Source organism: Chryseobacterium sp. 2VB (assembly GCF_005503635.1).
In the GTDB taxonomy this organism is placed as follows: Bacteria; Bacteroidota; Bacteroidia; order Flavobacteriales; family Weeksellaceae; genus Chryseobacterium; species Chryseobacterium cupriresistens.
Genome location: NZ_SCNC01000001.1, coordinates 101,748 through 114,862, shown reverse-complemented (window position 1 = coordinate 114,862; position 13,115 = coordinate 101,748). Strand labels below are relative to the sequence as shown.

Annotated in this window: 10 protein-coding genes; 7 read left to right on the top strand and 3 right to left on the bottom strand. The window is 37.5% G+C overall.

Features of this window, described 5'->3' with window-relative positions:
* The first annotated feature begins 97 nt into the window (after nt 1-97).
* The 6 genes from FFS26_RS00510 to FFS26_RS00485 all read left to right on the top strand — a co-directional run bounded on the left by FFS26_RS00510 (nt 98) and on the right by FFS26_RS00485 (nt 8,290).
* A complete protein-coding gene (locus FFS26_RS00510; protein WP_137903987.1) occupies nt 98-2,968 on the top strand; it encodes a heavy metal translocating P-type ATPase in 2,871 nt (956 codons plus the stop codon).
* A gap of 4 nt (nt 2,969-2,972) precedes the next feature.
* The gene (locus FFS26_RS00505) at nt 2,973-3,701 is read left to right on the top strand and encodes a DUF72 domain-containing protein (protein ID WP_137903986.1); all 729 of its coding nucleotides are present in this window, start codon (nt 2,973-2,975) and stop codon (nt 3,699-3,701) included.
* Between the two features lie 295 nt (nt 3,702-3,996).
* A complete protein-coding gene (locus tag FFS26_RS00500; RefSeq protein WP_137903985.1) occupies nt 3,997-4,863 on the top strand; it encodes a polysaccharide deacetylase family protein in 867 nt (288 codons plus the stop codon).
* 64 nt (nt 4,864-4,927) lie between these two features.
* Nucleotides 4,928-5,587, top strand: a complete 660-nt coding sequence (locus FFS26_RS00495; protein ID WP_137903984.1) for a YggS family pyridoxal phosphate-dependent enzyme — start codon at nt 4,928-4,930, stop codon at nt 5,585-5,587.
* Nucleotides 5,588-5,643: 56 nt separating this feature from the next.
* Entirely contained in the window at nt 5,644-6,828 is a 1,185-nt protein-coding gene (locus tag FFS26_RS00490; protein ID WP_110008675.1) for a sigma-54-dependent transcriptional regulator, read from the top strand.
* A 100-nt stretch (nt 6,829-6,928) separates the two neighbouring features.
* Nucleotides 6,929-8,290: an MATE family efflux transporter gene (locus tag FFS26_RS00485; protein WP_110008674.1), complete on the top strand. Its 1,362-nt coding sequence runs from the start codon at nt 6,929-6,931 to the stop codon at nt 8,288-8,290.
* Nucleotides 8,291-8,449: 159 nt separating this feature from the next.
* Here the strand turns inward: FFS26_RS00485 and FFS26_RS00480 are convergent, their stop codons facing one another.
* Together FFS26_RS00480 and FFS26_RS00475 are read right to left on the bottom strand one after the other, a co-directional pair.
* Nucleotides 8,450-8,953 carry a GNAT family N-acetyltransferase gene (locus tag FFS26_RS00480; RefSeq protein WP_110008673.1) on the bottom strand — a complete coding sequence of 168 codons (504 nt, stop codon included), beginning with the start codon at nt 8,951-8,953 and terminating at the stop codon, nt 8,450-8,452.
* 189 nt (nt 8,954-9,142) lie between these two features.
* On the bottom strand, nt 9,143-9,706 hold the full coding sequence (locus FFS26_RS00475; RefSeq protein ID WP_137903983.1) for a Crp/Fnr family transcriptional regulator: 564 nt from the start codon (nt 9,704-9,706) through the stop codon (nt 9,143-9,145).
* Nucleotides 9,707-9,782: 76 nt separating this feature from the next.
* Between FFS26_RS00475 and FFS26_RS00470 the strand changes: the two genes are divergently transcribed.
* The gene (locus tag FFS26_RS00470; RefSeq protein ID WP_137903982.1) at nt 9,783-10,478 is read left to right on the top strand and encodes an HAD family hydrolase; all 696 of its coding nucleotides are present in this window, start codon (nt 9,783-9,785) and stop codon (nt 10,476-10,478) included.
* A 122-nt stretch (nt 10,479-10,600) separates the two neighbouring features.
* Here FFS26_RS00470 and FFS26_RS00465 read toward each other — a convergent pair whose 3' ends face one another.
* On the bottom strand, nt 10,601-13,003 hold the full coding sequence (locus FFS26_RS00465; RefSeq protein ID WP_137903981.1) for an alpha/beta hydrolase family protein: 2,403 nt from the start codon (nt 13,001-13,003) through the stop codon (nt 10,601-10,603).
* Nucleotides 13,004-13,115 lie beyond the last annotated feature (112 nt).

Genomic DNA, 13,115 nt, shown 5'->3' with positions numbered 1-13,115 from the left:
AACTCACCCACTCCACCTAATTTTATAACTATTATCCTTAAATTTATAACAACCTTAGTTTTCCATTTTGGAAATTTGTAGTATAAATTTAAGAATCATGGAACAACAGTATAAAATACTCGGAATGACCTGTTCCGGCTGCCAGAAAAAGATATCCAACCAACTAAACAGTGTTGATGGTGTTAAAGCCGATGTAAATCTGGAAACCCATACCGCCACCATCACTTCTGATCATGGAGTGAAACTTTCAGTTTTAAATGATGCTTTGGCAGAAATAGGAAAATACAGACTCGAAGATCCCAATACCCCAGATACAGCCTTTGTAAAACCTCAGAACCGTGTATCTCCGTCTTCGGTATACTATTGTCCAATGGAATGTGAAGGCGATAAAGTTTATTTCAAGCAGGGCGAAAGATGTCCTGTCTGCAAAATGTATCTGGTTCCTATTGAAGAAAAGCTGGCTAAGGATCCTAATCATAAACCAACCTATTCATCAACCAACCTTCCTGAAAACTTTAAAGATAATATCGGGAAGCATTATTGTCCGATGTTCTGCGAAGGGGATAAAGTATACGATGAGAAAGGCAGCTGTCCTGTTTGTCATATGGATTTGGAGCCTATCACTGAAGAACTTGTACAAAATGTAAGCTCTCATCAGCATCACGCTCATTCGCATACTGCTCACAACCATCACGATCACCATCACAGCCATCATCACGAAGCACCAAAAGTAACTGATGAAATGGCCGGCAGATATTACTGTCCGATGTATTGTGAAGGCGACAAAACCTACGATTCCAATGTAGGATGTCCCGTTTGTGGAATGGACCTTGTAAAATATCCTGAAAAGAAAACTGCAAAATACACCTGTCCTATGCATCCGGAAATCATCCGTGACGAACCCGGAGACTGCCCGATCTGTGGAATGGATCTCGTAAGAATGCCAGACAGCGGTGATAACGAGGAAGATGAAACCTATACCATATTAAAGAGAAAATTCATTACCTCACTGATATTTACGATTCCGGTTTTCATTCTTTCTATGGGAGGAATGTTGATCAACTTCCCTTTCTCTCATCAGATTCAGGGATTTATTGAGCTTGCTTTAACGCTTCCGGTCATGTTTTATTCAGGATGGTTTCTGTTGAAAAGAGGCTGGGTTTCCTTCAAAACATGGAATCTCAATATGTTCAGTCTTATTGCTCTTGGAGTAGCCGCAGCATTTATTTTCAGTATTGTGGCCTTATTCTTCCCGGATATTATTCCACATGAAATTCGTGGACACAATCATGAAATCCCATTGTACTTTGAGGCTGTCTGTGTGATTTTAACCCTTGTTATTTTAGGTCAGCTGATGGAAGCAGCAGCTCATAAAAAAACGGGAAATGCCATTAAAGAATTAATGAACCTTTCACCTGATGAAGCCAATCTTTTGATAAACGGTGAAGAAAAAAAAGTACTGCTTTCCCAGGTAAAAATAGGAGATTTATTAAAAGTAAAACCGGGTGAAAAAATTCCCGTAGACGGAAAAATCATTGAGGGAAATTCTATTGTAGATGAAAGCATGATTACCGGAGAACCCGTTCCTGTTGAAAAAAGTGTAGACGATAAAGTATCTTCCGGAACCATCAACGGTAACCAGGTATTCATTATGAAGGCAGAAAAAGTAGGTGATGAAACACTGCTTTCCCAGATCATTAAAATGGTGAATGAAGCCAGCCGCAGCAAAGCTCCTATCCAGAAGCTTACCGATAAAGTTTCTAAAGTATTTGTCCCTGTAGTCATTCTTATTGCTGTGCTTACTTTTATTCTGTGGCAGTTTTTCGGTCCGGAAGGGAAAAGAACCTTATTTGCTTTTGTGAATGCTGTTGCAGTTCTTATTGTGGCTTGTCCCTGTGCCCTTGGACTGGCAACTCCAATGTCTTTAATGGTTGGAATCGGGAAAGGTGCTAAAAACGGAATCCTTATCAAAAATGCAGAAGCTCTGGAACAAATGAATAAAGTAAATGTTTTGATTACTGATAAGACAGGAACTTTAACAGAAGGGAAACCCTCCGTAGAACATATTGAAACGGTAAACGGAGATGAAAATCAAATTTTAAAACTGGCTTTTTCTCTGAACCAGAATTCTGAACACCCGCTTTCCAATGCCGTCATAAAAAGAGCAAAAGAAGAGAATGTAAGTGCTGAAAAAGTAGATCAATTTGAAAACATATCTGGAAAAGGAGTCAAGGGAAATATCAATGGCAAGACCGCTTATCTTGGAAATGAAAGTCTATTGACCTCGCATCAGATTATGATTCCGGAGAGCTTAAAACAGAAAGCAGTAGAGGTTCAGTCTAAAGCCCATACAATTTCTTATATCGCACAGGAACAGCAGGTGCTGGGATTCGTAAGCTTTACAGATAAAATCAAAGAAAGCTCTAAGAAAGCCGTAAAACAGCTGATGAGTGAAGGTATAGACGTCATCATGATGACCGGAGACAACGAACACACTGCCAAAGCTGTTGCTGATGAGTTAGGAATCAAACATTTCAAAGCCAACTGTCTTCCTGAAGACAAACTGAATGAGGTAAAAAAACTACAGCAGCAGGGCAAAATTGTAGCGATGACGGGAGACGGAATCAACGACTCTCCTGCCCTTGCACAGTCTGATGTGGGCATTGCTATGGGTACAGGAACAGATGTTGCGATTGAAAGTGCTGAAATTACTTTATTAAAAGGCGATATCCTAGGTGTTGCAAAAGCTAAATTACTGAGTGAAAAGCTTCTCAGAAACATTAAGGAAAATCTGTTCTTCGCATTCATCTATAATGTGCTGGGCGTTCCGGTTGCGGCAGGATTATTGTATCCATTCTTTGGAATTCTTTTATCACCAATGATTGCAGCTGCTGCGATGAGCTTCAGTTCCCTGTCTGTGATACTGAATTCATTGAGATTAAACTCCGTGGATCTGGATATAAAATAATAACATGACAAAAGAAAATCTTTACATAGGGTGCTCGGGATTTTATAATAATGACTGGAAAGGGTCTTTATATCCTGAAAATGCCCCAAGTAAAGATTTTCTTTCTTTATACTCAAAAACGTACAATGCCGTAGAAATCAATTCTACTTTTTATAGGAAGCCAACCTCAAAAACACTGTTAAAGTGGCATGATGAAACACCCGGGGGATTCAGATTTTTCATTAAAATTCCAAAGGCCATTACGCATCAAAACCTGCTTGAAAATTCCAAAGACGAGATTGCTGTATTCTGTGACCACATTCAGGACAATCTGAAAGATAAACTTTCCGGATTTCTGTATCAGCTTCCTCCTTCCTTTAAAAATACGGCAGAGAATACAGAGCGGATTATCAACAGTATTGATCCCCGATTTCTGAACGTCATTGAATTCCGGCACAGCTCATGGTGGCAAGAAGAAATATTCGATCTTTTAAAACAACACGATATTGTCTTCTCAGGCGTAAGTTTTCCAGGCCATCTTCCTGAAGACCTTATTATTAATCATCCGGAAATACTGTATTACAGGCTTCATGGAAAACCTGTTCTTTACAAATCAGAATATAGTAAAGATTTCATGGATGCATTAGCTGAAAAGATTAAAAATGCCTCTCAAACCTCTTTTATTTTCTTTAATAATACCTGGGGAACGGCAGCTATTAAAAATTCGCTGTATCTAAAACATATTTTGGAATAACACTCCGGCAGAATAATTTGATTTTGTTAAAATAAAATTATTCCCTTTCAATTGAAGAATATTGAAATCTTAACAAACATAGAAAAATACTATCGTTTTCATATTTATAAATGTTAAATTTTAAAGAAAAGAAAATCATAAATTTACAACTTGTCAGGTAATGTAAATCTCCTTTAAAATAAAGTGCTTAAAATAAACTTAAAAAGAAAAAACACTGTACAGCTTGGCATATAATTTGTTAATTTTCAACTGTTATTTTTAACGATTTTTAACAATTTAAAATTCCATTATTTTTATGAGAAAAATTTTTGCGGGAAAGTCAAAAAATATGACTTTTCTTGGGATGGTTGCATTGATGAGTGCAACTTCAGCATTACTGAACAGCTGTAATTTCAAAAACGAAGTGAATAATGACCCCGTCGTCAGTTCACAGGAACATCCTTCCGCAGAAATAGTCCCCGATAATAATGAAGAAGAAGTAGCCCCTGATAAAAGAGTGATTTATCTTACTTTCGATGACGGCCCCAACCAGGGAACCGAAAATCTTTTAAAAATCCTTGACAAAAGAAACGTTTGCGCAACTGCCTTTCTGGTTGGTAAACATGCTTATGGAAGTAAAAGACAAAAAGATGATTTTCAGCTTTTGAAGCAAAATCCCCTTATAGAACTGGCTAATCACAGTTTCACGCACGCCCATAACAAATACACTGATTTTTATAAAAATGCTGACGCTGTAGTTCATGATTTTGATATCGCCAAAGACAGCCTGAAGCTTACTGATAAAATAGCAAGAACTCCGGGAAGAAATATCTGGAGACTCAACAATATTAACGTAACAGATATTAAAAGCTCAACAGCAGCTGCAGACGGTCTTAAAAAAGCCGGCTATAAAGTTATTGGCTGGGATCTGGAATGGAGACCTTCTCAAAAAATGACTTTAAAAGGAAGTCATGAAGCCATGATCAGGAAAGTAGACAGCATCTTCTTAAACGATCTTGAGAAGACATCGAGGCACCTTGTATTCCTTACCCACGACCAGTATCTTAGAGATGCAGACTCTATCAATGAACTGGATATGTTTATTGAGAAACTGCAGAAGAGCAACAAATTTGTGTTCAGAAAAATATCTCAATATCCTAAAATCAATGAGGTTTTGAATTAATAACCCCAGCAGACCTGATATCACTAAGCTTTGAACATTCAGAGAATTTTCGGACATTTGTATTATGAGTATTAAAAAGAACTACAACACTATAAAAAACCAGCTGCCATCCACTGTGCAGCTGGTTGCCGTTTCTAAAACCCATCCGGTTTCTGCAGTACAGGAAGTCTATGATCTCGGACAGAAGGTTTTTGGAGAAAATAAGGTTCAGGAACTGATGGAAAAAGCACCTCTTCTTCCTCAGGATATCCAATGGCACCTGATCGGCCACTTACAGACCAACAAGGTGAAGTACATTGCTCCTTTCATAGATACCATACAAAGTGTGGATTCTGAAAGATTATTAACAGAAATCAATAAAGAAGCAGGAAAAAATAACAGAATCATCAAAGTCCTTCTGCAGGTAAAAATTGCAGCTGAGGATAGCAAATTCGGGCTTGAAATTTTTGAAGCAAAAGATCTTTTCCAGCAATACATTGAGGGTAAATTTCCGCATGTTGAAATTACCGGCCTCATGGGAATGGCCACATTCACCGATGATGAGCAGCAGGTTAGAAATGAATTTTTAACCCTAAAGAAGCTTTTTGATGAATTAAATCAATCAAAAACATTAAATACCCTATCAATGGGAATGAGCGATGATTTCCCGATAGCGATCGAGTGCGGAGCCAACTCTGTGAGGGTCGGATCTGCTATTTTCGGGAGAAGAGACTACTCCAAATAGAATATTTAGGTACAGTTTTTGCTAATAATTGAAACAAAAAATTTAAATTTGCAACTATGCAAAAAATCCTTATAGTAGAAGACGAAAAAGCAATCTCGGGAGTACTTCACAGTATTCTTTCGGATGAACTCACCGATTATGAATTTGTTATTGCCGAAGATGGCCTTGAAGGTTACAAACAGGTGGAAAAAGAAGATTTCGCATTGGTGATTTCTGATATCAAGATGCCTAAGCTTTCAGGAACCGAGCTTTTGAAACAAAGTCTTGCCTTAAAACCGGAAACTACTTTTATCATGATCTCAGGCCACGCAGACATCGATTCTGCTGTTTCCTGCCTGAAAGAGGGTGCATATGATTTTATTTCCAAGCCCATTGACATCAACAGACTTATTACAAGTGTGAAAAATGCATTGGTGAAAGAAACCCTGAAGAAAGAAAACAAAAACCTTCAGACAGAAAATAAAACCTTAAAGAAAAAAGTAAGTAAAAAATACCAGATGATTGGTACCTCTCCTGCTCTTCAAAAGATTCAGGATATGATTGAAAAGGTAGCCGCTTCTGATGCCAGAGTTCTGATCACCGGGCCTAACGGTGCAGGAAAGGAGTTGGTGGCTCATGCGATCCACAATCAAAGTGAGCGTGCAAGAGGTCCCATGGTAGAGGTAAACTGTGCTGCGATTCCGTCTGAACTTATTGAGTCTGAACTTTTCGGACATGTAAAAGGATCTTTTACAGGTGCTATTAAAGATAAGCAGGGAAAATTTGAACAGGCCAATGGCGGTACTATTTTCCTTGATGAGATTGGAGATATGAGTCTTATTGCTCAGGCTAAGGTATTGAGAGCACTTCAGGAAAGCAAAGTTTCTCCTGTGGGAAGTGATAAAGAAATTAAAGTTGACGTAAGAGTAATTGCGGCAACCAATAAAAATATGCAGAAAGAAATTGAGGAAGGAAAATTCAGAGAAGACCTTTATCACAGACTTTCTGTTATTGAAATCTATGTTCCGCCATTGGATGAAAGAAAAGAAGATATCAAATTATTGGTTGAGCACTTTTCAGGAATGATTGCTGATGAGCATGGTACTGCTGCGAAAAAGTTTGATGATAAAGCTATTGATGCTTTAAAAGCGCTTTCGTGGACTGGAAATATCCGAGAATTAAGGAACGTTGTTGAAAGATTGATTATTCTTGGTGGAAACACTGTTTCCGAAGGTGACGTTGCAAGTTTTGTAAGGAAATAATAAGCTATTATTGACCATATTATAAAAATTTGCAGTGTTACCACTGCAAATTTTTTTTTGACCCTATTTGAATGATAAACTATATGAATCTTAAAATATTATGAACTTTTTAAACAAAAATTATACGAAAGAATGCCTGACTTTGGCTCTGCCTGTAATGCTTACTCAGGTGGGGCAGGTTTCAGTAAATTTATTCGATAATATTATTGTCGGAAAATTGCTGGGTGCCGATGCGCTGGCATCCGTTTCATTGGGAAATGCTGTATTTTTCTCCATATTTGTACTAGCTCTGGGCTTTTCATTTGCGATTCCGCCATTGGTTTCAGAAGCACACTCCAGAGAGGATCATGCTACGATCAACTCTGTGTTCAGCCACGGTTTTATTATCAATATGTCTGTAGGGATTATCCTGATGGTCATCTTATTGTTGGGAATGCCGCTACTCTATCATTCCGGACAGCCTGCCAAGATCATTCCTGATACGGTAAGCTTTCTGAGCATAATGGTAGTGAGTATGATTCCTTTCATGGCATTTCAGACCCTTCGTGAAGTTTCTGAGGGACTTTCTTATACGATTGGAGTTACCAAAGCAACCATTATTGCCAATATAATCAATATTGCCTTAAACTACGTATTTATTAAAGGACTTTGGGGAATTCCTCCAATGGGAGTTAAGGGATCTGCTTTAGCAACTTTGATTTCCAGAATTTTCATGGTGGTTTTCCTTTATTTTGTATTGCTTAAAGAAAAAAGAACAAGACGTTATATCAAAGATTTCTCTTTAAAAATTCAGAATTTTTCAAAGCAGATGTTTGATAAAATGGTAAAACTGGGATTGCCTACGGCCTTACAGATGTTCTTTGAAGTAACCGCTTTTGCCGGAGCTGCGTTTATCTGTGGATTGATCTCTGCTCATGACATTGCTTCCCATCAGATCGCTTTAAGCATGGCTTCATTTACCTTCAACCTGTGTGTCGGTTTCAGTGTTGCATCTACCGTAATGATTGGCAGAAAACTGGGTGAACAGAACTTTGTTGAATTGAGAAAAGTAGGAATCAACAATCTGAAAATTGCTTTTATTTTCATGTGTATCTGTGGACTGGTATTTATTTTAGGCAGAAACATACTTCCGACTTTCTTTACCAAAAAAGAAGAAGTGGAAGTGATTACACTGGCTGCGAAATTAATGATCATCGCCGCTTTATTCCAGCTTTCTGATGGAATTCAGGTGACTGCATTAGGAATGCTCAGAGGTTTGCAGGATGTGAAAATTCCTTCTATTTATACCTTTATTGCATACTGGGTGATTACCATTCCTTTGGGATATTTCTTCTGTGTTACTTTGGAAATGGGCGCATTCGGAATGTGGATCGCACTTGGACTGGGATTAACGGTCTCTGCTGTCTTCCTGGTGAAACGATTCCTGAATATGTCTGCTAAAAGAATTAAGCAGAATTCATAAAAACAAAAAAAGCTGTTTCAATATTTGAGACAGCTTTTTTTATTCTTTTTACAGCAGAACATGATTGATGTCCTTTCTTCACATTATGTGTATTTTCTAAACACCAATAGCACAAATTCATTCACAAATAGACACAAGGTATTTATTTTCATGTTCTATTTAATCTATCCTCTTTCCTAAAATCTTCAAACTTCTTTCCACACCATCCAGAATGGCTACATTAGGAAGGCTTCCCCAATCTTCAAATCCAAAGTGCCTGAATAGTTTTAAACTTGGTTCATTATGAAGGAAAATAAGGGCTACAAGATTTTTTACTCCAAATTTTCCGGCGTTATCAATACAATACTGAAGGATGGTTTTTCCGTATCCTTTTCCTCTTGAGGTTTCGTCCAGATAAATACTTACTTCTACCGTACCGTTATACGCAGCCCTTTCATGGAATGAACTGAAACTTACCCAACCAACGGTTTGCTTCTGGTCATCTTCAACTACCCAAAGCGGCCTTGTCTGGGGATTATGCTCTTCAAACCATTTTAACTTGCTTTCCACAGAAACTTCTTCCATGTCTGCAGTGACCATTCTTGAAGCAATGGTTGAGTTGTAGATGGCTACGATTTTATTTAAATCTGCTAATTCAGCATTTCTGAACTTTAATGTTTCCATGAATATTGAAGTCAAATTATTGTAATGCAAAAATACTACATTTTAAAAACACCCCCATAAAAACACAGTTAATTTATTTTATTTTTAATAATTAAAGCAAATACACCCCCAAAAATACAATCATTTTTTTTGGAATACGCAAAGACGTAATAAATTTAAACTTTGAATATTTTTAAGGAGCAAGGAAAATTATTTCAAATCTTTTAAAATTCTATTTAAACTTCTTACTGTAATTCCTAAATAAGCCGCCATATCTTCTTTGGAGATATGAATATTCTGCTTAGCCTGCATTTGTAACAATTGTTTTAAAGTATGTTCTACCGTATACAACTGTTGATAGGATGCTCTGCTGGAAGTATTGATAATTCGTTCTGCAAAAGACTCTAAAAGAAGGTGGTTCAGGGCAAGATCATTTTTGATCAAAGCTTTAAAAACGGGAATCTTTACTGCATACACTGTCACTTCATTGAGAGCTTCAATACTGCACAGACAGTTTATATTTTTAATCAATTCCACTTCCCCGATGATTTCCCCGCTCCCCAGAAACTCGACGATATATTCTTTTCCGTTTTCTTCGGCGAGAAAGCATTTGACAATCCCTTCTTTAATCATCATGACATGAGAAAGCTGATGATCCTGCATCAGTATTTTATCCCCCGCAGAAAAAGATTTTACTATAATATCGTCACTCCTGTTCTGCTTTTTATGCAGTTCATCAAGATAGTTTAAAAATGTCTGATTCGTCCTTAACATATTCTCCCGGGACAAATGTCCTTTTCTTATTGAGTTTTTATACTGAATTTTGCGGACAGAAAATTACAAAACAAAAATGAATAATCATATTACAACCATTGCTTTTGATGCGGATGATACACTTTGGATCAACGAACCTTATTTTCAGGAAGCAGAAAAAGAATTCTGTGTACTTCTTGAAGATTATCTTCCACAACATTCGGTATCACAGGAATTGTTTAAAACAGAAATGCAGAATCTTCATTTGTACGGTTATGGAGTAAAAGGATTTATGCTTTGTATGGTTGAAACCATCACTAGAGTTTCTAATAATACAGCGTCATTGGAATTGGTTAACAAAGCTATTCATCTAGGCCGGGAGCTTCTTCAGAAACCAATAGAATTATTAGATGGTGTAACTGAAACCCTTGAAAACTTAAGGGGAAAATACAGACTGGTTGTTGCCACAAAAGGCGATTTGCTGGATCAGGAACGTAAATTGAAAAATTCCGGTTTACAGGAGTACTTTCACCACATTGAAATCATGAGTGACAAAAAAGAAAATGACTATAAAAAACTGCTGAAGCATCTGGACTGCCAGCCTGAAAACTTTCTGATGCTTGGAAATTCCATCAAATCAGATATTTTACCGGTACTGGAAATCGGAGGTTTTGCAGCACATATTCCTTACCATGTCACATGGAGCCATGAACAGCATGATGTTACTCTGGAGCATCCGAATTTTATGGAGCTTACAAGTATTGACGAGATCCTGAAGCACCTTACCATTTAAACCGTTAAAATTGATTAAGCAGGTAAGATTTAAAGAGAGCTTCGCTGTAAGAAATTTTACTTCCCCATTATATTTTAAGTAAAAAATAGAGACTGTTTATAGCAAACAGTCTCTTTTGTCATTTATTTCTTCAAACACTTTTCAAGGAACTGATCCTGTTCCCATAAAAGGTGTAAGATATTTTCTTTAGCCTGGTATCCGTGAGCTTCTTTTGGAAGAAGAACCATTTTTACCGGAGCACCCAGATTTTTCAATGCCTGGAAGTATCTTTCCGTCTGCAATGTAAATGTTCCCGGGTTATTATCTGCATCACCGTGAATCAGAAGAAGCGGTGTCTTCATTTTGTCTGCATGCATGAACGGAGACATCGTATTATAGATTTCCGGAACATCCCAATAGTTTCTTTGTTCACTCTGGAATCCGAATGGTGTTAATGTCCTGTTATAAGCACCACTTCTTGCAATTCCACATGCAAAAAGATTAGAATGGGTCAAAAGATTTGCAGTCATGAAGGCACCGTAAGAATGTCCTCCTACAGCCACTTTCTTTTTGTCGATATATCCCAGATGATCCACTGCATCGATAGCAGCAGCAGCATTGGCTACCAATTGCGTAATGAAGGTATCATTAGGCTCTGTTTTTCCTTCACCGATAATCGGGAAAGCGGCATCATCCAGAACAGCATATCCTTTCGTTGTCCAATACACAAAAGATCCGTAATACGGGAATGTAAAGTCATTCGGGTTTTGGGTGTTCTGTCCTGCTGTATTTTTATCTTTATATTCAGTTGGATAAGCCCAGATTAGCAACGGAAGCTTCTCTTTTTTTGCTTTTCTGTCGTAATTGGCAGGAAGATAAAGGGTTCCTGTTAAGGTAACACCATCATTTCTCTTGTAGGTAATCACTTCTTTGTAAACATCTTTGATACTTTCAAAAGGATTGGCAAAATTGGTTACAGCTTCTGCTTTATTAGATTTAATATTCTTTCTGAAGTAATTCGGATAAAGACTTGGTGATTGCTGAGTTGTAAGGACTTCACCCTTTGAAGCATTAAGGATATCAATGATTTCTTCTTTACCGTTTTTTATATTAGATGTATAAAGTCTTTTCTTTTTCAGTGATTTAACATCCATTTCGTCAATAAATGGGTGCTGGCCGTCTTTGGTAAATCCGTCCCCGATCAGATAGGCTTTTCCACCTTTCATATCGATTACATATCTCCCGTATTGGTTTTTCGTTGTGTTAAATCTTCCCGGATCGCTGTATACATCCTGATAATTTCTGTCATCAAAAACTTTGGATTCTCCGTTGTTAATATCTATCAGGTAAGATTTTGTATTTCGTGTATCATACCAGCCTTCAGAAACAATCGCATAATGATCATTGGTCCAGACTACGTCTTCATATCTCTGTCTGGTTTTAAAGAAGGATTTTGGAGCGGCTGTAAACGGAGCTTCCCAGGTAAATATTTCATCTCTGTAATCTGCTTTTTTAGACTGGTCTCCTCCATCCAAAGCTTCAGCATAGGTAAGCGTAGCAGGAGCATCACTTCTCCATGCCATATCTCTTTTTCCGGTTCTTACAGAAGAAAATCCTTTCGGCATGATTTCATTCAACGGAACATCATTTACTGTTTTCACAATATTTCCTTTCATATCATAGACAACCGTTGTGGATGGGAACCTATTAAGCGGAACGATATAGGAAAATGGTTTCTTGATCATGGTAGCCATCAGATAGTTTCCGTCCGGAGAAAAACTTAAACCGGCATACATATCCTGCTCTTTCAGTTTGTTAAGATTTCCTGTAAGATCTACGTTGTAAAGTTCGGAAGCTGTAAGGGTCTCAAAGTTTTTTTCGTCCTGAGGATTCTTCAAAAGATCCTGATACGTTCTGTTCTGGGAAACCTTACCGTCTGCTGTTGAAACAATAGGGCCTGTAGGAAGATCTTTAGTGGCATCTATAAGAGCAGCTCTGTTTTGCGGAAGTGTTCTGATCAGGAAGCTTTGAGAGTCATTGTACCATACATAAGGCATTCCCAAATTGGCATTTAGATTATCTGCTGTAATTTTTTTAGCAGATGCAGTTTCCATATCCACTACCCAAAGCTCTACTCCTTTAGCGGTTGTATTGGTAAAAGCCAGTTTTTTTTCATCCGGTGAAAACGAAATATAGGCAATTTTTGGATTGGAAGGCAGATTTTTTACCATAATCTCATTTTTATCATTGATCTTTCTGATCTTCAGATTATTTGAGTAGGTCATACTGCTTGAAATATTCGTAACCGGGTTGATTCTAAGTCCACCAAGCTTCATTTCACTCTGGCTGAGATCTTCTAATGTTTTATATGTTGGACGATAGGTAAAAACTACCCAGTCTTTTTTGCTGTTCATCAGAACACCTGGAGGTCTGTCATAATCTGCCAGTTTTAAAATCTCAGCAGAAGGTTTTTGATACGTAATATTTTCCTGTGCATCATAAAAATTGAGAAATGCCAGAAGGCAAATAGTCAGTTTTATCTTCATATAAATTCATTTTCTACGAATGTAGTGAATTTTAAAAGAATTTTAAGATTAAAAAGACTCTTACCGCATCGCAATTATTAAAAACAGAAAAGGCACTTCATTTCCTGAAGTG